Annotated in this window: 15 protein-coding genes, 1 riboswitch and 1 other annotated feature; of the genes, 5 read left to right on the top strand and 10 right to left on the bottom strand. The window is 28.8% G+C overall.

All coding sequences use genetic code 11. The features are described from left to right. Positions 1-23 precede the first annotated feature (23 nt). From OW729_RS02585 to OW729_RS02555, 7 genes are all read right to left on the bottom strand, one after another. Entirely contained in the window at positions 24-995 is a 972-nt protein-coding gene (locus OW729_RS02585; RefSeq protein ID WP_268059869.1) for a 3'-5' exoribonuclease YhaM family protein, read from the bottom strand. A gap of 15 nt (positions 996-1010) precedes the next feature. Further along, the gene (gene addA / locus OW729_RS02580) at positions 1011-4721 is read right to left on the bottom strand and encodes a helicase-exonuclease AddAB subunit AddA (RefSeq protein WP_268059868.1); all 3711 of its coding nucleotides are present in this window, start codon (positions 4719-4721) and stop codon (positions 1011-1013) included. After that, positions 4722-8213: a helicase-exonuclease AddAB subunit AddB gene (gene addB, locus OW729_RS02575; protein WP_268059867.1), complete on the bottom strand. Its 3492-nt coding sequence runs from the start codon at positions 8211-8213 to the stop codon at positions 4722-4724. It abuts the gene before it with no gap. 266 nt (positions 8214-8479) lie between these two features. After that, a complete protein-coding gene (locus OW729_RS02570) occupies positions 8480-8830 on the bottom strand; it encodes a P-II family nitrogen regulator (protein WP_326498347.1) in 351 nt (116 codons plus the stop codon). 14 nt (positions 8831-8844) lie between these two features. Beyond that, complete coding sequence (locus tag OW729_RS02565) at positions 8845-10056, bottom strand: ammonium transporter (protein ID WP_268059866.1); 1212 nt, start codon at positions 10054-10056, stop codon at positions 8845-8847. A gap of 317 nt (positions 10057-10373) precedes the next feature. Next, positions 10374-11285, bottom strand: coding sequence for a homoserine O-acetyltransferase MetA (gene metA, locus OW729_RS02560; RefSeq protein WP_268059865.1), 912 nt, complete (start codon positions 11283-11285; stop codon positions 10374-10376). A gap of 18 nt (positions 11286-11303) precedes the next feature. Beyond that, a complete protein-coding gene (locus tag OW729_RS02555; RefSeq protein WP_268059863.1) occupies positions 11304-12581 on the bottom strand; it encodes an O-acetylhomoserine aminocarboxypropyltransferase/cysteine synthase family protein in 1278 nt (425 codons plus the stop codon). Positions 12582-12681: 100 nt separating this feature from the next. Further along, a riboswitch (SAM riboswitch) is annotated at positions 12682-12783 on the bottom strand. A gap of 400 nt (positions 12784-13183) precedes the next feature. On the opposite strand from OW729_RS02555, the gene OW729_RS02550 reads away from it, so the two are divergent. The 3 genes from OW729_RS02550 (at position 13184) to OW729_RS02540 (ending at position 15684) form a co-directional block, all read left to right on the top strand. Next, entirely contained in the window at positions 13184-14590 is a 1407-nt protein-coding gene (locus tag OW729_RS02550) for an LCP family protein (protein WP_268059862.1), read from the top strand. A gap of 177 nt (positions 14591-14767) precedes the next feature. After that, positions 14768-14959: an H-type small acid-soluble spore protein gene (locus tag OW729_RS02545; RefSeq protein ID WP_268059861.1), complete on the top strand. Its 192-nt coding sequence runs from the start codon at positions 14768-14770 to the stop codon at positions 14957-14959. Between the two features lie 110 nt (positions 14960-15069). Continuing rightward, positions 15070-15684: a hypothetical protein gene (locus OW729_RS02540; RefSeq protein WP_268059860.1), complete on the top strand. Its 615-nt coding sequence runs from the start codon at positions 15070-15072 to the stop codon at positions 15682-15684. Between the two features lie 36 nt (positions 15685-15720). Here the strand turns inward: OW729_RS02540 and OW729_RS02535 are convergent, their stop codons facing one another. Together OW729_RS02535 and asnS are read right to left on the bottom strand one after the other, a co-directional pair. Then, entirely contained in the window at positions 15721-17040 is a 1320-nt protein-coding gene (locus OW729_RS02535) for a sodium-dependent transporter (protein WP_268059859.1), read from the bottom strand. Between the two features lie 132 nt (positions 17041-17172). After that, the gene (gene asnS, locus OW729_RS02530) at positions 17173-18564 is read right to left on the bottom strand and encodes an asparagine--tRNA ligase (RefSeq protein ID WP_268059858.1); all 1392 of its coding nucleotides are present in this window, start codon (positions 18562-18564) and stop codon (positions 17173-17175) included. Between the two features lie 168 nt (positions 18565-18732). Next, positions 18733-18981, bottom strand: a binding site (T-box leader). Between the two features lie 287 nt (positions 18982-19268). Between asnS and OW729_RS02525 the strand changes: the two genes are divergently transcribed. Both OW729_RS02525 and OW729_RS02520 read left to right on the top strand, forming a co-directional pair. Then, positions 19269-20201, top strand: coding sequence for a dipeptidase (locus tag OW729_RS02525; RefSeq protein WP_268059857.1), 933 nt, complete (start codon positions 19269-19271; stop codon positions 20199-20201). A 38-nt stretch (positions 20202-20239) separates the two neighbouring features. After that, positions 20240-20515, top strand: coding sequence for a late competence development ComFB family protein (locus OW729_RS02520; RefSeq protein WP_268059856.1), 276 nt, complete (start codon positions 20240-20242; stop codon positions 20513-20515). 25 nt (positions 20516-20540) lie between these two features. Here the strand turns inward: OW729_RS02520 and OW729_RS02515 are convergent, their stop codons facing one another. Further along, entirely contained in the window at positions 20541-21770 is a 1230-nt protein-coding gene (locus tag OW729_RS02515) for an NAD(P)-dependent malic enzyme (protein WP_268059855.1), read from the bottom strand. Positions 21771-21820: the final 50 nt, after the last annotated feature.

Raw genomic sequence — 21820 nt, 5'->3', positions numbered from 1 at the left:
AGTTTTGTTAATATTCTAATAAGCTATTCATCCTCATTCATTACTTTCATTTTATATACTCTTCTCTTATCTAATGAATAAATACTATTTGAGAACTGGCCTTCCTTTGTCTCACTTAAAGCTTTCTTCATATCATAAAGACTAGCATCTAAAATATCTAGGTAATGAAGCATTTGAGCTTCTGGAATCATAGGCTTTTTAGGACTTCCAAATTCAGCTTCATAATGATGAGATAATATCATATGTTGAAGTAGCATAGAGATTTCCTTATCTGCATTAACCTTTTTTGCCACTACCTCTATATTTTTAACTCCTTGGATAATATGCCCTAGCAATTGTCCTTCCACGGTATAATCACTTACTATTCCAAGTTCGCTAGCATCCATCTCATCAATTTTAGCAATATCGTGAAGAATTATTCCACCATATAATAAATCCGTATTTATAAATTTATATATCTCACTTAATTTTTCTCCTGCTTTTAGCATAGTGGTTGTATGATATAAAAGCCCTGCCCTTACAGCATGATGATTCTTTTTAGCTGCTGGATAATGCATAAGCTTCTCTGATTTTTCATCTATAATAGTTTCAACAATCTTTCTTATATCATCATTTTCCATTCTTGATATATAATGTAAAATTTCCTCGTACATTTCTTCTGACGAATTAGGAGCTGAAGGAACAAAATCAGATATCTCTACCTTATCGTGTTTATTTGTAACTCTTATTCTATCTATCTTAAATTGTATATTGCTCTGCCATACTGTAACGCTTCCTCTTACCTTTATAAGAGTATTAGGCGTATATATTTCCTCGTCCCCTTCTTTATAATTCCAATATTTAGCGTTTATTTCTCCGCTTTTATCACCTATGGTAAAATCTAAATACTTTTTACTATTACTCGCTGTTCTACACTCACTACTCTTTATAATAAAAATTCCTTCTATTTTATCATTAACCTCAAATTCCGATATATTCTTAAATAATATGTCCATTTTAAAACTCCTTCCCTATACCATAACTTCAATATCATTATAAAACAAATATAGATATTTTTCTTTAACTTTCTTTCCTGTTATCTCTACAATAGCTCTTTCATAATACTCTAACTGTGATTTATACTTTTGTTTTATACTCTCTATATCTCCATCCTTTATGTAATCTGTTTTATAATCTATAAGAACTATTCCGTCTTCCTCTTCAAAATAACAGTCTATTATTCCCTGAAGCATAATAGATTCATTATCATATTTATCTTTTGAAATATTTTTATATACATCTGATACATTTAATAGCATATGAAAAGGAATTTCTCTATATACCTTATTAGATTTTATAAGTCTCTTACCTATATTAGATTTAAAAAAATTTATTATTTTATTTATATCTATACTTTCTCCTTGTTCGAATGTAATGAGTTCTTTATTTACCATTTCTTTTATTTGAGATTTTATTTCTTCTTCACTTAATCCTCTATTGTAATTTAACTTTTGCATAACAGCGTGGACAGCGGTACCTTTCTCTGCTCCGGTAAGTTTTTTGTTCTTTTCTAAAAATAATGGTTTTTTAACTAACTTAGGAGAATAGACATTTTGAGAGTAATCCTCATAAAGTTCTGATTCCTTCATTCTCTTAAGTTCTGTAACAGTTATCAATGTTGGAAGTTTAGATATATCACCATATTCATATTCCCATTCTAATCTTCTTTTTATTTCATCATAGTATTTGCTATTTTTACCTATTTCATCTAAGTTTAAACTTTCTTCTGAAACATCTTTTTCTTTTTTATTAAGTAATATATCTTGTCTTTTATATAAATTTACTTGCCACTTTGAAGTATCCTTTATAAAGTTATTATTCTCTCTTATATCTATTTCCTTTATAAATTCTTTTGCATCCTCATGCCTAATTATAGCAGGACAAATCCAGTCAAGATAGTTTTTAGCATTTAGCACCTCATATTCTGGAAGTTTAATTTCATTTCTATTAATAGCATAAGACCATTTTTGAATAGATTTCTTAATATCTTTTACCGCTCCTGTCATTATTAACTTTTCTTTAGCTCTAGTAAAAGCAACATAAAGTATTCTCATTTCTTCAGATAATGTCTCCATTTTTATCTTTTTCTTAAGAGACTGTTTTAAGACAGTTTGATAAGTAATTCTTTTTTCTATATCCACAAAGTCAGGACCATACCCAAGTTCCCTATGAAAAAGAACTTTTTTACTTAAATCCTGCATGTTAAACCCTTTTCCAAGCCCAGATAAAAATACTATCGGAAACTCTAACCCTTTACTTTTATGAATACTCATTATTCTAACTACATTTTCATTCTCACCAAGTATCTTTGCACTTCCCATGTCTCCACTACTTATTCTTAGTTTATCTATAAAATTTATAAAGTTAAACAACCCTTTATAACTGGTTTTATCATATTGTCTTGCTCTTTCAAAAAGTATTCTAAGATTAGCCTGTCTTTGGATTCCTCCTGCCATAGCTCCTACATAAGCATAATATCCAGTATCTGTATATAGATACCACAAAAACTCATCTATTGGTATATGTACTGCTTTTTCTCTCCACATAGATAATTTTTGTAAAAATTCACAGCATTTCTTTCCTAAAAGATTATTTTCTTCAATAGAAAATTTCTTTAATGCTTCATAAAATTCTACATCTTTGTCCTTTATCCTTATATCTATAAGTTCTTCTGGCGTAAACGAAGCTATTGGTGAACGCATAACAGCAATAAGCGGTATATCTTGCCTTGGATTATCTATTATTTGGAGAAGTGAAAGCATAGTTTTAATTTCTAATGTTTCAAAATAACCACTTCCTGTATCAGCATATGAGGGTATTAGATTTTCTTTTAACTCCTCCATAAAAACAGTAGCCCAATTAGCTGTACTTCTTAGAAGTATAACTATATCCTTGTATTGAACCTTTCTGTATTCTCCTAGGTCTTTATCAAAAATCTTAAATTCTTTTCCTTCAGTAGCATTTACAAGTTCATTTATTCTTTTAACAACCATCTTAGCTTCCATTTGTATATTGTCGGCAACTTCTTCTATATCCTCTTTTGTAGTTTCTTCATCTATGTTAATGTCTTTTTCTAATAAATGAAGTTCCACATTACCACCTGTTATCACATTTTCATCACTGCAACTAGGATAATCTGCTCCTAAATTTAAGACTTCCTTATCGTCATATTCAAGTTCTCCAATATTTTTAGACATTATCTGTTTAAATATAAAATTTACTGCACTTATTACTTCTCTTCTACTTCTAAAGTTTTTAAATAAAGTTATTTTTCTTTCTTCACTTCCTTTTTCACCACCATAAGCATTATATTTTTCAAGAAATATTTCTGGTCTTGCTTGCCTGAACCTGTATATGCTTTGCTTTACATCTCCAACCATAAACACATTATTACTATGTCCTGTATTTCCATCTTTCTTAGCTATAGCATTTACAATAGCTTCTTGAACATCATTACTATCTTGATACTCATCTACTAATATTTCTTCGTATTTTTCTCTAAGTCTTACCGATTCTTTAGTGGGGTTTATTTCTCCATTTTCATTTTTCTCTGTAAGTATATTCAAACAAAAATGCTCAAAATCGTTAAAATCAATTATTCCTCTTTCTCTCTTAGCAAATGAATATCTATCCATAAATTCTATAACTAAATCAGAAAGTTTTCTCATTATAGGATAAAGTTCTATTAGATCAAGAGTTGTATCATAGCTTCCATATAAAGCAATTTGGTCCTTTAAAGAAGAAATACTTTTTTTTGCCTTATTTCTTATATCTTTAACTCTTTCTTGTATATCTTTATATTGGCATTTCTTGCAAGCTTTTAGTTTTCCAAAGCTAACCTTTGTAAATTCATCACATAAATTATCCCAAGTACCTTTACAAGATGAACTTAAATCTTGTATCATATTAACTTCAATATAGAAAGTTTCCTCATAAGGTTCTAGGCCATCAGTTTCTCTTATAATCTTTAAAGCATCTTTCATTGAATTACACAATCCTTGAAGTTCTATTCTTATATCTTCCATTAAAATTTTTGCCCATTTAGAATCCGAAAACTTATAATTCTCATCTACATTAAAGTCCTCAGCCATCTCATTCAAGAGTTGTTTAGGATACGGAGAACTCATTGCAAAATTATAAAGATCAAGAATCAGATTTTGAATAGTTGAATCATCTCTATTTCCACAATAAAATTCCACAAGCTTTAAAAATTCAATGGTACAATTATCATCTTCATAAGCTTCTTCAAACATCTGCTCCAAAGTTTCTGTCTTTAAGAGAATAGTTTCTGTATCATCTCCAATTCTAAAATTAGGATCTATATCTAAACAATGAAAATTATTTCTTATAACTTCAAGACAAAATGAATGCATCGTTGTTATACTAGCTCTATTTAAAAGGGTAAGCTGTCTTTGTAGTTGCTTTGACTTTGAATGCTTTCTAAGTTCTTCTCCAATAGCTTTTGCTATTCTTTCTTTCATTTCAGATGCAGCTGCATTTGTAAAGGTTACAACCAATAATCTGTCTATATCAATAGGTTTAGTAGGATGAGTTATCATTTTTATTATTCTTTCTACAAGAACCGCTGTTTTACCTGAACCTGCACCAGCTGCTACAAGTAAGTTACAACCATGAGTTTCGATAGCTGCTCTCTGCTCTTCAGTCCACTTTACACCTCCCATTTACTTCACCCCCTCATTTTCTTCTTTATCATCCATAGCTTTATCCTCATTACTTTCTTTATCACTAAATTCCTGCTCTAACATCTTCCACACTTCATCATCTTTCTTATCCTTCAATATTTTATAGCTATTCCCATCAAATACATCATCAAACTGGCATACAGAAGAATACATACAGAAACTACATCCATCAGTTTTAGAAGTTTTAAAAGGTCTTATCTGTATGTCTCCTTTAAGCATTTCTTCGCAAGTTTTTACTAGATTATTCTTAACATGGTTCCTTAGTTGTCTAAATTGTTCTTCTGTTCCAACAGAAGACTTTCCTATGGTACCTCCTTTATTAATTCTAGCTGGAATTATTAAAGAGCTTCCTTCAATTTTCCTATCCATTTCTTTTATTACATCAACGTCAGCTAAAATAAGCCCCTTCATCTTTAGCGCTTTTATTATCTCATTCTCTATTTCTTCATCAGATAATTCTCTGCTTCCTTTTATTATAGGATCATCAATCTTAAAATATAAAATTCCTCCAGGTAATAGCGGCTCTTTTTCCTTTATCTCCTCATTAGTAAGTATTGCATCTAAATAAGTTAAAAGTTGAATTTGAAGTCCATAGTATACCTCTGATAAGTTAAAATCCTTATTTCCAGACTTATAATCAATAATTCTATAATATTCTTTACCTTCCATATGAAGTTTATCTATTCTATCTATTCTTCCAATAAGCTTAACCCTTTCTCCATTTGAAAGTTCAATAACTATAGGTGGGTAACTTCTCCCTTCTCCGAACTCCACCTCATATCCTATAGGTTGAAAGCCACTTCTTCTCATATGTTCTACTATAACTAAAATAGTTTTTATTAAAACTCTCTTTAGTCTTTCTGTAAAATATCTATATCTTGGAGAGCTATTAAAAATCGAACTGGATTCTTCTTTTATTTTATTGTCTACTATATTATTTACTGTTTCTGTACATAAAGTTTCTGTAATATCTACCCAATTAATATTATTTTTATCCACAGTTTTGGAAAATTCATCAATAACATTGTGCATAAATGTACCCATATCCGGTAAATTAAGTTTGAATAACTTTCTTTCTTTAGCTTTTAGTCCATATTGAACATAATAAGCAAAAGGACACTGCTCATATTTCTCTAATCTAGATACTGAAAAATATAGTTTTTCTCCATATAATTTCCTTATTTTTTCTTTTCCTATTAAATTAATAGAGTTATCATAAGAAGCTGCTGAAAAAATAGTTTTACACTTTCCTATCCACTTTTTCTTTTCTATCCTCACTTTTTCACTATCATTTTCATCAATATCTTTAGTAAAAAATCTATACACATCACTCCAAAGAGGACTCTCTTTTACTTCCTCATTATCTTTCCTTAAAACAGAAACTAATTTATTAAAAGTAGGTAACTTTGTAGATACATACTCCAAATTTTTATCATCATCACATTCTTCTACCGCATCACTTTTTTCAGATATATCTACAAAGAGCGATTTTAACCTAGCTATAATTATAGATGGCCTCATAGCTCTCCCTTCGTAGTCAGCTACAGAATAACATACCTTTAAACATTTTTCTGGAATAGTCAATGTTTTGTATATTAAAAATTGCTCTTGGAACGCTTTTGACTTTGTATCTTCCGCAAGCTCTATACCAATCTTCCTTAAACTATCCCTATCTGAATCTGTCAATATTCCTTCTTTATTAGATACTGCAGGGAAAATGCCATCATTTACCCCTAATATATAAAGGGCCTTTACTTTATGACTTCTAACCCTTTCAACACTTGAAACTAATACTTCATCAAGAGAAGTAGGTATAAGTCCCATCTTATGCTCACTAAAACCAATATATAGTAATTTAGCAAAATCCTTTAATGGAATTATCTCGTCTTTAAAAATTTCAACAATTTGATCTAATAGTTCCATCACCATATTCCATATTTGGCTATACTCATTGATAAATTCTTGGTTTTTTTCTTCTTTAAATTTATTAATCCATTTTTCAATAACTTCATGTACTTTTACATCACACAAAAATTCATATAAAGCTCCACATATTCCTTCTGCATTCTTCTTTCCTTTTAATCTTTCAGAAAGATTAACTAATGGTTCAATTACTTTTTCTTTTATTAAATTTACTTCTTCTATAGCTTCTACTCCACCATAAAACCACTTATCTTGCCATTTTTTCTTTCCCCTTATACCATGAGCTAAAACATAATTTTCTAATATATCTATTTCTTCTTTATCTAAATCTATAAGTCCAGTTTTTAAATATCTAAACATGGATTCATAGGACCAGTTTTTATTAAATATTTCAATTACAGAAGTAATAAGCACTATAAGAGGATTGTCATCTATTTCTTTCTTTTTATCTATAAAACATGGTATTTCATACTCATAAAATATAGTTTTTACTATCTTTTCATAAGAATTTAAATCCCTAGTTATTACTGCTATATCTCTGTATTTTAAGCCTTTATCTCTAACCATCTCTACTATTTCTCTTGCTACATTTTCTACTTCAGAATAAGGATTTAGTCCTCTTATAATCTCTACATTTTCAGTCTTACTATCATAAGGTTTATAAGGGTATTTAAAAAAATTTTCTTCTAAAAATCTAATTTCTTCATTATCTCCAAATCTATCTAAATTACTACTTTTTAAAATCACAGGTTTTTCTATAGATAAATTATTTTGTTTTAAAATTTCTAGTATTTTGCTTTCTGTAGTTTTTATAGGTGCAAAAACGTCTGTAGTATCGAACTCTTTTCCATAATCCATACATAATGTTATATTTACTTTTTTTGCTTTTCTAATTAATTTTTCTATTATTTTATATTGTTGAGGAGTAAACGAGTTAAATTCATCTAACCATATTTCTCCTTCATTGAGTTTATTATAATCATCTATTTTCTCATAAAGCATAGTCAAATCATCTTCATTATCTATATAATTTTTGTGAAGGATTTCTTCAAATTCATAAAATATTTTACTTATATCCTCAATTTTATCTTTTAAAAATTCATCCTCCCCCATATTCTTTAAATTTGCCTCAAGTTCACTTGGAGTTACATCATATCTTTTAAGCTCAGTTATCATATCCGAAATAGTGTTTACAAACCCTTGCTGATTAGATGCTGCTGCAAAAACTTTAAGTTGATTTTTCATCCTGTCTATTATATTAAAAATCAACATACACTTTCCAGCAGAGTCCATATGCTTTCGCGTAGCTCCACCTACCTCATTAAAAACCTTATATGCAAGTCTTTCAAAACTCAGTACTTCTACATTTATAATTCCTGTTCCTTTAATAATCTCAACTAAATTTCTTTCCGCTTGAAAAGAATATTGCTCTGGAACAATTAAAATTAATGGATTTTTTGAACCATTCTCTAACTTCTTTTTTATTTGCTCTATACAATAATGACTTTTTCCACTTCCTGAACGTCCGTAAATAAATCTTAAACTCAAAATATTCACCTTCTTAATATTTTTGATTTAATATTTAGGCTATATTTTAAAAGGCTGTAAATAATACTTCCTAAAATTCCCTTTAATTGCCTATATTGATTTTAGTCTAATTAAATAGATTATGTAAAATATATATCGAACATTTATTCTTTTGTATAATTATAACATAAACTAAACCAAAAAATTAGCTTATAAAATTAATAGAAGCTGTTAACATTCACAAATGTTAACAGCTTCTTATATACTGTATATCTCTATTTAATATATTATAAAGCATCTTTTCCCTCTTCACCAGTTCTTATTCTTATAGCATTCATTATATCATAAACAAATATTTTTCCATCTCCTACTTTTCCTGTACTAAGTACTCTTCGTGAAGTTTTAACAATTGTATCTACTAAATCTTCATCAGTAACAATTTCTATCTTTACCTTTGGCATTAAATTAATCTCATATGGTACACCTCTATAATATTCCGTACTCCCTTTTTGATTTCCATAACCTAATACTTGGGTAATAGTCATACCCGTTATTCCTATATCACTCAAAGCTTCTTTTAAATCCTCAAATTTATTGCTTCTTGTAATTATCTCTACTTTAACAATTTTATTTTGCATACTTATTCCCCCTTTTATAAATCTATATATGCAGATATACCATGTTCCATAGTATCTAACCCATTAACTTCTTCATGAATATCTACTCTCAGCCCTATAATATTTTTTATTATTATAAAAGTAATCTTCGCAAGCACTAACACTGTTATTGCACATATTATAACTCCCACTATTTGAATTGTTAATAGTTTAAATCCACCTCCATATAACAATCCACTATTAGTTGAAAATAACCCTACATCTATAGTTCCAATAATTCCACACACACCATGCACAGAAATAGCTCCTACAGGATCATCTATTTTTAATTTGGTATCTATAAATTCAACAGATAAAATCATTATAATTCCAGCTACTGTACCAATTATAATCGCACCCAAGTATGAAATAAGCGATGCTCCTGCTGTCACACTTACCAAGCCTGCTAAAGCACCATTTAAAGTAAGCCCTGCATCAGGTTTCTCATATCGAATTGTGCTAAAAATCAGACTAGATATTGTTGCTGTTGCTCCACCCAATAAAGTAGTTATTGCTGCATGAGCAGTAAGTGGAGAAGTAATATCTAAAGTACTTCCTGGATTAAATCCAAACCATCCAAACCATAAAATTAGAATTCCTAAAGCTCCCAAAGGGATATTATGTCCCGGTATCACATTAATCTTATCTTTTTTATACTTTCCATCTCTTGCCCCTACTAGTCTAGCTCCTACAAAAGCTGCAATTCCGCCTACTGCATGTACTGCAGTACCTCCAGCAAAATCTACAAATCCTAATTTGCTTAAAAATCCTCCCCCCCATATCCAATGACCAATTAATGGGTATATTAAAGTGGTTGAGACTATACAAAAAACAATATAAGAAGAAAATTTTGTTCTTTCTGCCATAGCTCCAGAAACAATGGTAGCACAAGTAGCTGCAAAAATTGCCTGAAAGAAAAAAAACACTTCAAAAGAGATTTTACCGTATTTTTGAGGAGAATTTATTAACATAAATCCATTAGTTCCAAATATACCAGCTAAACTTTTTCCATACATAATTCCATATCCTATAAGAAAAAATCCAATAACTCCAATAGCAACTGTAACAAAATTCTTCATAATTATATTTACAGCATTTTTTGATTGTGTAAATCCTACCTCTACCATAGCAAATCCAGCATGCATTAAAAAAACAAGTATTGCAGCAATTAAAACCCACATTGAATTTAATACATAGTTCATTTCCATATAAATTCCTCCCCATCAAATAATTTAATTTCGCCAATTCAATAGCTTTACAAACCGAAAATTGGCAGCCCCTTGAGTGATTTTATTAATCTATTAATTATTTTTTATGTTTATTATTATATTTCTATTTTTATAGCAAGTCAATTATTAATTTATTAAAAATCGCTTACTTTTTTTAATAATTTTTTATTATTTAAAAATCAAAAAAAGCTAATGAAGATTACAACTTGTTTAATCTTCACTAGCTTTTTGTATTTAAATATTTTTCAAATTATTTCTTAATTTATAAATAAATTTGACTAAGGAGTAACTTAAGTCTATTCTACATAAGAATATGGAGTTTCCTGATACACATAATAATTCAACCAATTAGAAAATAATAGATTCCCATGTCCTCTCCACTTAACAACTGGCTCATTTTGTGGATTATCATTTTTAAAATAGTTTTTAGGTATTTTAATATCTTCCCCCAAATTTATATCTCTATCATATTCAAATTTTAATGTATTTGCATCATATTCTGAGTGTCCTGTTACAAATATTTGTCTACCATTTTTAGAAGCTATAATATATACTCCAGCTTCATCAGATTCAGCTAAAATAGTAAGTTCGGAAGCCTTTTCTATATCTTCTTTCTTAACTTCTGTATATCTTGAATGGGGAACATAAAATTCATCATCAAACCCTCTTAAAAGATTAACATTTTTCTTATTAATATGATGAGAAAACACACCAAACATTTTTTCTGAAAGAACATGTTTAGGTATATTATAATGATAATATAACCCAGCTTGAGCTCCCCAGCAAATATGAAGAGTTGAGAATACATTTGTTACAGAAAACTTCATTATTTCTTTTAGTTCTTCCCAGTAATCTACATCTTCATAATTCATTTTTTCAACTGGTGCTCCAGTTATTATCATTCCATCAAATTTTTTATCTTTTACATCATATATAGTTTTATAAAAACTTAGCATATGTTCCTCTGATACATTCTTAGCTTCATAACTTTTCGTATGAATTAATTCTACTTCCACTTGTAATGGTATATTTCCAAGTACTCTTAAGAGTTGCGTTTCTGTTTCTATTTTCTTAGGCATTAAATTAACAATAGCAATTCTTAAGGGTCTTATATCTTGGTGAATAGCTCTTTGATGATTCATTATAAAAATATTTTCATTTTTAAGAATTTCTGTAGCAGGAAGGTCCTTAGGTATTATTATAGGCATTATAAACTTCCCCCACTTTTACAGCTTTGAAAGGGCCTGCTCAAAGTCATCAATAATATCCTCTGGTTCTTCTATACCTACAGATACTCTTATCAAATCTGGATAAACTCCAGAAGCAATTTGCTGTTTCTCTGTTAGTTGTCTATGAGTTGTAGTAGATGGTTGTAATACGCACGTTCTAGCATCTCCTACGTGAACAACTAAAGTAGCTAACTTAAGATTTCTTATAAACTTACTTCCTGCTTCTACTCCTCCTTTTATTCCAAAAGTTAGTATTCCGCTAGCTCCCTTAGAAAAGTATTTTTTAAAAGCTTCATAATTAGAGTTGTCTTCAAGTCCAGGATAGTTAATCCAACTAACTTTATCATGTTGTTTTAAAAATTCAGCTAACTTCAAAGCATTACTGCAGTGTCTTTCCATTCTCAAGTGAAGAGTTTCTAAACCTAAATTTGTTAAGAATGCATTAAATGGACTAAAGCAAGTTCCGATATCTCTCAATAGTTGTACTCTAGCTTTCACTATATATGCAGCATTTTTAAAAGTTTCAACATATTTGATTCCATGATAACTTTGATCTGGCTCCACTAGTTCTTTAAACTTACCATTGTTCCAATTAAAATTCCCACCATCTACTATAACTCCTCCAACACTATTAGCATGACCTTCTATATATTTAGTCGATGCATAAACAACTATATTAGCACCTAACTCTAAGGGTTTACATATACATGTTGTAGCTAATGTATTATCTACAATAAAAGGCACTTCCTTTTTTTGTGCAATTGATGAAAATTTCTCAAAATCTAATATATTTAATCCTGGGTTTCCTAACGTTTCTCCAAAAATTGCCTTTGTGTTGTCTTTAAATTCTTTTAATATATCTTCTTCACTTGCATCTGGATTTATAAATGTAACTTCTATTCCAAATTTTTTAAATGTTGATGAAAATAAGTTAAAAGTTCCTCCATATATAGTAGAAGATGCTACTATATGATCTCCATTTTTACAAATGTTTAATAAAGCTAATGTGGTGGCTGATTGACCAGATGCAACTGCTAAAGCTCCAACTCCACCTTCTAAACTAGCTATTTTTTTCTCATAAGCTTCTACTGTTGGATTACTTATCCTTGAATACATGTGCCCCTCTTCAACTAAATCAAATAATTTTGCTACATGATCAGGATCACTATATTTGTATGTTGTACTTTGTACTATAGGAAGTACTCTTGGTTCTCCTGGCTTTGGATTATAACCTCCTTGAACACATATTGTTCCTTCGCCCCATTTTTTTGTCATTTTAAATTGCCCCCTTCATTTTACTTTTTAATTTAAATTATTTAATAGAAATTTTTATAATAAAAAAACACTTCTAAAATAAGAAGTGTATTCTATCATCTTCTTATCTATCAGGAAAATCCTGCTGGAATTAGCACCATTGTAATCTCTTACTGGTTGCCGGGCTTCAAAGGGCCAGTCCCTCCGCCACTCTTGATAAGACTTATATGTTTTTAATAATGGTACAACCTTTTTTCTTAAAAGTCAACCTTTTTTTTATTTTTTTGGATGTATTTTCAAAAATATAAATACTATATTTAAAACCTTATTTACATAATATGTTTATTTTAAATAAACATATTATGTAAATTATCTAAAATATTCTTTCATAAGTCTCCATTTAATGAATTATTTATATCCCTTCAAACAGTATAACTTGCTGTTAATCCATTATATACTGACTTTACAGCATTATACTTAAGCAATCTAATTCCTAATAATTTACATGTATTAAAGTTTTAATTTTAAATTTTTTGAAAACTTATAATATTATTCAAACTTTTCCATATAATTAATGGTATAATTTACCTAGTATATTGAATAGACTGGAGGATAATCCATATATGACCATATATAAAAAAAGAATAAAAATTACTATCGTATCGATTTTAATCTGTATAGTATCTATAATTTCATATTTTATATATTCTTTTGAAAAAAATAGCCACATAACAGATAAAAACTTTATTAATTCCGCTGAAGGACTAGATGCAAATATGCCTGGATTGCAATCAATTGATGGTATAACAAACATTCTTTTACTTGGAAGTGACGCAAGAACTTTAGATGAAAAGTCACGTTCTGATGCAATAATGATATTAACTATAGATGATCTTCATAAAAAGCTGAAATTGACATCTGTTATGAGAGATAGCTATGTTAAAATTCCAGATTGTGGGGAAGAAAAAATAAATCACGCTTTTGCCTATGGTGGACCTGACTTAGTACTAAAAACCCTCGAAAATAATTTTAGTATAAGAATTGATAAATATGCCATCATTAATTTTTTTGCATTTCAAGACTTAATTGATGCTGTTGGTGGGCTAGATATTGACGTTAAGCCTAAGGAAGTTGCTGAAATAAACAAATACATACAAGAAGTAAATGGAAATAAAGCTCACTTACTTAAAGAATCTGGACTACAACATTTAGACGGTCAACAAACACTTTCATATTCTAGAATAAGACACGTAGGAAATGGTGGCTATGAAAGAACTCAAAGACAACGCCATGTACTCACCTTGTTGATAGATAAGCTAAAAGATACCCAAGTAATTAAATACCCTGTATTAGCTTCTCAATTAATAAAATACGTAAAAACTAACATGGATATAGGAGAAATCTTAAATTGTGCTTATACTGTTTATAAAATAAATAATTTCAGCATAAATCAACTTCAAATGCCACTAACAGAACTAAGTTATGGTAAGGAATATAGAGATAAAGGTTGGGTCCTACTAATGGATAAACCTCAAAACGCAAAAATATTAAATAATTTTATTTTTGACGATAAATCCTATAGTCCCTCTGAGTTAGATTACGCATCCTGTAAAGAAGCAATCAATAGTTACTTAGCACAGATAGATAAATCAAAAGAAGTTAAATATACTAAGGATTTAGATTCTAATAATCCACAAACTAAGAAAGAATCTAATAAAAATATTAATTTTAAAAATAAATATAAGTATAAAGAAAAAAATGATGATATTTATAAAAAAAATAAAACAGAAAATATAAAAACAGAAAAGGATATAAACAATAAAAATAATAATTCTTCTACCCCCAAAAATAATAAAAAAGAAGATACTAATAAGGATTCTAAAGATTCTAACTCTAACTCAAACACTAAAGATAAGGAGAATAATTCCACTAATAAAGATACAGAAAAACCTTCTAATAACAATGATGCTAATCAAAATAATAGTTCAGGTACTAATAAAAAAGATCCCACTGAAACATCAGATAATTAGATTATATCATCAGCAGAAATAGACTTTACTTTTAGTTAACTTTGCTAAATAAGCCCTCTCTTCTAAATTTAAGAAGAGAAGGGTTTATTTTTAAATTGTGAAATTACATACTTTTATACTTAAGAGAGAAAATACTTATATATAATATCTAAAGCTCTTATAACTAGGAGGGATAATATGGATTCTAAAAGAGTTGAGCAAATAATAAACTCTAGTGACAATATAGATGTTTACTATAAAAACACCCCTGTATATCTTAAAGAAGTTGATCATAAAACTAATAAAGTTAAAGTAGAAAATTTAAATACCCATAAAGATTTTGTGGTTCATGTTAAAACTTTAAATGAAAATTATGGAATGACTCAATAAAAATACATGTAAAATGCTGCCAATCAATAGATTTGCAGCATTTTACATATGTATATATTATGATAAAATATATCTTATATTCGATCATATGAAAAGGAGTCTTATTAAAATTGAATACAAAAAACTTTATTAAAAACATATTATTTATAACTTCACTAATAGTACTTTTGCCTTTTATTATTTTTACTTCTTCAAAATTAGGTACTTCTTTATTTTATAAAATTCTTTATTTCATTTTTCAAATATTTTTATCATTTATTATATTACATAAATTTAAAAATAAATTAGATGAAATATATATATTAGAATTTGATAACGGTAAAACCATCAAAATATCTAAAAACATACTTCCTAATATAAAATTAATCTTATGTGTTATTTCATATTTTATTGTAATGTATTTATTATTTATGGGATTAGCTAGAACCTATATCATTTACTTTTCTATATTTGTATTTTTAATGACTATAAAAATATCCTCAAAGAAAATAATTATAGGAAACACTTATGTATATATAAGCGGATTAATTGAAGAAGATGATAATAATAGTACCCCACTACAAACTAAATTTCTAATAAACACAAAAGAAAATATAGTATTTATAAAGAAAACTGAATTAAAAAGATTTGAATTTATAGGTAATACTCTTTTTTTAACTTTATCAAATGAATTATGTATTCCTGTTAATTTTGAAGGTATAGATAAGGATAAGTTTTTGAAATGATACAATAAAATAAAAGTGCAACGCACTTTTATTTTATTATCCTATTCCATTATAGATTATTCCAAGCACTAAAACTGCAGCAACACCAAATATGTATAAATATTTTGCCACTGGCTTAAACCAGACTCCTAAAGGTTTTTCTGATCCTTCATTTATATCTTGTAGTGCATTATCTGTTCCATAAACCCAAAAGAATACTATAGCTGTAACCATAGCTCCTATTGGCGCAAGATATATAGTGACAAAATCAGCGCATGCCCCAAACTTAGCCATATCTATATCTAATGCTATTCCCAATATAAAAGCTATTGCTCCAACAATTACAACACTTTTACTTCTTTTCATTTTAAATTGAGCTATAAACGCTTCTGAAGAAGCTTCTAACATATTAATACCTGAAGAAATAGCCGCAAATACAACACTTATAAAAAATAATATACTAAAAATATACCCTAAAGGCATAGATTTAAATATATAAGGTACTGTAATAAACAACAATGAAGGTCCCGCTGATTGATCTAATCCAAAAGCAAAAGCTGCTGGTATAATAATTAAACTAGCAAGCAAAGCTGAGATTGTATCAAAAATAGCAATATTTACTACTGAAGACAATATATCTTCGTCTTTTTTTAAATAGCTTCCATAAACAACCATTCCAGCTCCATTAAGAGATACTGTAAAAAACGCTTGTCCTAATGCCATAACCCAAGTTATAGGTTTAAATAAATATGACCAATCAGGTACGAATAAATATTTTACTCCATCTATAGCTCCAGGAAGTGTTAGTGTTCTTATCATTAAAATAATAAATATAAAAAAAAGTGAAGGCATAATAATTTTATTTATTTTTTCAATCCCCTTAGTTACCCCTAAAATTACAACTCCTACAATAATTGCCATAGCTAAAAAGTGCCATGCAATACTTTCTTTACTTCCTACAAAACTATTGAAATAACTAGGAATATCTAAAGAATTAAAATTTCCTTTTAATGATGTGCAGAAATACCTTATAACCCATCCTGCTACTATACTATAAAATATAAGGGTGCCTGCTACTGCCAATGTAGGTACAATTGAGACGAATTTTCCAAAGGGTAATTTTTTTTCTTTAAATACATCTCTAATCCCTTTTAAAGAACCTGCCTTTTTAGATCTTCCAAAAGCAAATTCCCCCGTTAAACCTGTTACTCCTAAAGTAAATACAAAAATAAAATAAGGTATTAGAAATGCTGCCCCTCCATATTTACCAAGCCTCCAAGGGAACATCCATATATTTCCCAAACCTACTGCTGAGCCTAAACAAGCTAAAATAAAGCCTAACTTTCCAGAGAAAGTTTCTCTATTCTTATCTACCATACTACCATCCTCCTAATAAATACATATGTAGTTACTATAGTATAACTTTCATATTTGTGCAACATGTTTTTTTTGCTAAAAATAAAACGAACTAAATATAGGTAATTCTATACTTAATTCGTTTAAAATTATTTAGAATTCTGCATTTCCTGGAGTTCTAGGGAATGGTATTACGTCTCTTATATTTCCCATTCCTGTTAAATACATTATTAATCTTTCAAATCCAAGTCCGTATCCAGAGTGTTTAGTTTCTCCATACTTTCTAAGCTCTAAATACCACCAGTAGTCTTCTTTATTAAGTCCTAAATCTTCTATTCTCTTTTCAAGAACATCTAATCTTTCTTCCCTTTGGCTTCCTCCAATAAGTTCTCCAACTCCTGGGACGAGTAAATCTGCTGCTGCAACAGTTTTTCCGTCTTCATTCATTCTCATATAGAATGCTTTAATCTCTTTCGGATAATCAGTTACAAATACAGGTTTTCCATATACTTTTTCAGTTAAATATCTTTCATGTTCCGTTTGAAGATCAATTCCCCATTCTACAGGGTATTCAAATTTATGACCACATTTTTTAAGAACTTCTACAGCTTCAGTATATGTTACTCTACCAAATTCAGAGTTCACAACGTTGTTTAATCTATCAAATAAACCTTTATCTATAAACTTGTTAAAAAATTCCATTTCTTCTGGAGCATTTTCCATAACATATTTTATAACATACTTAACCATAGCTTCTGCATTATCTAAATAATCACTTAACTCTGCAAAAGCTAGCTCTGGTTCTATCATCCAAAACTCAGATGCATGTCTTGCTGTATTTGAATTTTCTGCTCTAAAAGTTGGTCCAAAAGTATAAATGTTTCTAAATGCTAGAGCAAATATTTCTCCTTCTAACTGTCCACTTACAGTAAGATTTGCTTCTTTTCCAAAGAAATCTTCTTTATAATCTATGTTTCCTTCTTCATTTTTAGGAAGATTGTTCATATCTAGAGTTGTAATTCTAAACATTTCTCCAGCACCTTCAGCATCACTTCCAGTTATTATAGGAGTATTAGTATATACAAATCCTTGCTCTTGAAAAAATTTATGTACAGCGTATGCTGCAAGAGAACGTACTCTAAATACTGCTGAAAAAGTATTACTTCTTGGTCTTAAATGAGCTATTTCTCTTAAATATTCTAGAGTATGTCTTTTCTTTTGTAGTGGATAATCCGAATGTGATTTTCCTTCTAATATAACTTTCTTAGCATGAATTTCAAAAGGTTGTTTTGCATTTTCTGTTAAAACAAATTCCCCTTCAACACTTACACTAGAACTTATAGCAAGCTTAGCTATTTCCTTAAAATTTTCTAAACTTTCATCAAAAACAACTTGAATATTTTGAAAAAAGCTACCGTCATTTATTTCTACAAATCCAAACTTATTTGATGCTCTTAATGTTCTAATCCATCCTGAAATTTTAACTTCCTTACCAACAAACTTATCTGATTCTCTAAAAAGCTTTTTAACCAACACTTTTTCCATAAATATACCTCCATTTTTTATAAACAGAATTTTTAACCTCAGTTATAGTTTTTATCACATATGAAGATAGAAATCGTTACCCTAGCGATATTCATACTTAATTTCCATTTTTTTAAAGTGGAAGTTAAGTATGAATATATAGCAAATAAAAAAACCTCCGTCCATTAATATTAGGACGAAGGTTGCATTTTCGCGGTACCACCCAATTTATCACATATGTGTGACCTCTCTAAAAGTACTACTCAAAATAATACTCTCCAGTTATTAACGGACTGGCTCCGTCTAAGCCTACTCTTGTAACAATTTCGGTTAGAGATTCCAAGGTGTTCTTCAGTATAGTCTTCATACTAACCTTTCACCATCGTTAGTTCGCTATAAATCCGAATTTATACTTACTCTCCTTTTCACAATCTTTATAAAAAATATTAATTTATTATATAAATCGTTATTATTATACAATTCATTATTATAATATTAACTAAATCTTATGTCAATATTCATTTGCTTTACTTGTAATAGCTTTCATATGTAATAATATAGACTCTTTAGATAATAATACCTTATAAAAAATAAAAGTGGCTTATACTTAATATAGTATTATGCTTTCTTTAATATGTACGAATATTATATAATGAATATAATATTTGAACTTATTAAAGAAACTATTAGAAATAATCTTCATATAATTACATTAGGAGGTTTCCATGGACTTAATAGATTTTCATTGTGATACTATATCAAAAATTTATGAGAATAATGATGAACTATTTCAAAACAATTATAGTGTAGATATAAATAAATTAAAATCTTCAGATTCTATAGCTCAATTTTTTGCAATATTTATACAAAAAAATAAAACAAATAATCCACTTCAATCTTGCTTAAATATGATAGATAAATTTTACATTGAAATAGATAAAAATAAAAATGATATATCTTTGGCTAAAAATTATAATGAACTTATGAAAAATAAAAATGAGAATAAAATATCCGCCTTCTTAACTATCGAGGAAGGGGCATGTATTCAAGGTAACTTAGCTAACTTAAGAAATTTTAATAGGCTTGGAGTAAAACTTATAACTCTCACATGGAATTTTCCAAATGAAATAGGTTATCCAAACTGTAATTCGGAATATATGAATAAAGGACTTACTTCATTTGGTATAGAATTAATAGAAGAAATGAATAAATTAAATATGATAATTGACGTATCTCACCTATCTGATGGCGGTTTTCTTGATGTTTTGAATTACTCTAAAACTCCATTCATTGCATCTCATTCTAATGCAAGAGCTATAACAAACAATCCTAGAAACTTAACAGATGATATGATAAAAAAACTTTCAATTAAAGGAGGATTAATAGGTATTAACTTCTTTGGAGAGTTTCTAGGTGGTAATGAATATAGCCGAATAGATGATATGATAAAGCATATAAATCATATAAAAAACATAGGAGGAATAGATGTTCTATCTTTAGGAAGTGACTTTGATGGTATTAATTCTAAGCTTGAGATAAAAAATATTGGGGAAGCAAACAAACTAATAAAATCCCTTGAGAAAAATAATTTTTCTGATGATGAAATTGAAAAATTATTTTATAAAAATGCGCTTAGATTTTTAAAAGATATTGGTTAAAAATAATTATTATGAAAAATCAATTTAGGGGGTTAATCATGTATAGATTAAGAAATTATTCCGAAGAATTAATTGATCAATTATTACCAAATACTCTTGAGCAATATAAAGATATCTGTAAATGTGAAAAATGTAAATTAGATATTAAAGCTTACGCATTAAATTTAATAAAACCCAAGTATGTTGTTTCTGAACAAGGAGAGATATACACTAGAGTTTTAAATGAAATTGATAAGCAAGAAATAATTAATATATTAGAATGTATTATACAAGCTATAGAAATAGTGAGTAAAAATCCTAAACATGCAGAGTAAAGCCATTTAAAAATGGCTTTACTCTTTACTCTTTACTCAAAAGTTCTCTTGTATGTTCTGCTACCCATTGAGGAGTAACATCATCCCTTCTTGCTATTCCAGTTTCAATTGCAACTTTTGCTACACTAGCTGCAACATTAGGTGCTATTTCTAGATTAAATGCCTTTGGAATTATATACTCATCATTTAATTCTTGTTCTGATACCATTTGTGAAATTGCTCTTGCAGCAGCAATCTTCATTTCCTCACTTATTTCCTTTGCTCTTACATCTAATGCTCCTCTAAATATACCTGGAAATACTAGAACATTATTTATCTGATTTGGATAATCTGATCTTCCAGTAGCAACTACTCTAGCTCCCCCTTGTTTGGCCTCTTCTGGTGTTATTTCTGGAGTTGGATTTGCCATAGCGAAAATAATAGCCTCTTTATTCATAGTTAACACCATTTCCTTATTTAACACATTAGGGCCTGAAACACCTATAAATACATCTTTACCTCTTATTATTTCCTTTAACGTTCCTTTTTCAAAATTTCTATTAGTAACTTTACTTATTTCCTGTTGAGCTGAATTAAGTGACTCATCTCCTTCAACTAATGCCCCATTAATATCACACATAGTTATATTTTCAGCTCCAGCTAAGCGTAGCAACTTACATATAGAAATACCCGCTGAGCCAGCTCCATTTATAACTATCTTTACCTCATTTAAATTCTTTTTAACTACTTTTAATGCATTTAAAAGCCCTGCCAAGACTACTATTGCTGTTCCATGTTGGTCATCATGAAATACAGGAATATCTAATTCTTCTTTTAATCTTCTTTCTATTTCAAAACACTCTGGCGCCTTTATATCTTCTAAATTTATTCCTCCGAAACTTGGTTCTATCATTTTTACAGCTTCAATAATTTTATCTATATCCATAGAATTTAAGCAGATAGGAAATGCGTCTACTCCAGCAAAAGCTTTAAATAAAACGGCCTTTCCCTCCATAACCGGCAGGCCTGCCCCTGCTCCAATATTCCCTAATCCTAATACTGCTGTACCATTTGTAACAACAGCAACCCAGTTACCTTTTGATGTGTAATCATAGATTGCATTATAATCTTTTTTTATTTCTAAACAAGGTTCAGCAACTCCTGGTGTATAAGCAATTGTTAAGTCATCTGAATTTTTAACAGGAACCTTACATTTTATTGATATCTTACCCTTATTATCTTTATGAACCTTTAATGCTTTTTCTCTTAAATTCATAGAATCAACTCCCTAAAATTTATATAAAACTGAAAAATAAGTCTTTCTAA

This window comes from Clostridium brassicae (assembly GCF_026738875.1).
Lineage (GTDB): Bacteria > Bacillota > Clostridia > Clostridiales > Clostridiaceae > Clostridium_H > Clostridium_H brassicae.
This window is presented reverse-complemented; position numbering and strand designations above follow the sequence as displayed.

Excerpts from the sequence above, each read along its gene's own strand:
- OW729_RS02585 (WP_268059869.1), bottom strand. The coding sequence starts at position 995 with ATGGACATATTATTTAAGAATATATCGGAATTTGAGGTTAATGATAAA.
- addA (WP_268059868.1), bottom strand. The coding sequence starts at position 4,721 with ATGGGAGGTGTAAAGTGGACTGAAGAGCAGAGAGCAGCTATCGAAACT.
- OW729_RS02570 (WP_326498347.1), bottom strand. The coding sequence starts at position 8,830 with ATGCAAAATAAAATTGTTAAAGTAGAGATAATTACAAGAAGCAATAAA.
- OW729_RS02565 (WP_268059866.1), bottom strand. The coding sequence starts at position 10,056 with ATGGAAATGAACTATGTATTAAATTCAATGTGGGTTTTAATTGCTGCA.
- metA (WP_268059865.1), bottom strand. The coding sequence starts at position 11,285 with ATGCCTATAATAATACCTAAGGACCTTCCTGCTACAGAAATTCTTAAA.
- OW729_RS02555 (WP_268059863.1), bottom strand. The coding sequence starts at position 12,581 with ATGACAAAAAAATGGGGCGAAGGAACAATATGTGTTCAAGGAGGTTAT.
- OW729_RS02550 (WP_268059862.1), top strand. The coding sequence starts at position 13,184 with ATGACCATATATAAAAAAAGAATAAAAATTACTATCGTATCGATTTTA.
- OW729_RS02545 (WP_268059861.1), top strand. The coding sequence starts at position 14,768 with ATGGATTCTAAAAGAGTTGAGCAAATAATAAACTCTAGTGACAATATA.
- OW729_RS02535 (WP_268059859.1), bottom strand. The coding sequence starts at position 17,040 with ATGGTAGATAAGAATAGAGAAACTTTCTCTGGAAAGTTAGGCTTTATT.
- asnS (WP_268059858.1), bottom strand. The coding sequence starts at position 18,564 with ATGGAAAAAGTGTTGGTTAAAAAGCTTTTTAGAGAATCAGATAAGTTT.
- OW729_RS02525 (WP_268059857.1), top strand. The coding sequence starts at position 19,269 with ATGGACTTAATAGATTTTCATTGTGATACTATATCAAAAATTTATGAG.
- OW729_RS02520 (WP_268059856.1), top strand. The coding sequence starts at position 20,240 with ATGTATAGATTAAGAAATTATTCCGAAGAATTAATTGATCAATTATTA.
- OW729_RS02515 (WP_268059855.1), bottom strand. The coding sequence starts at position 21,770 with ATGAATTTAAGAGAAAAAGCATTAAAGGTTCATAAAGATAATAAGGGT.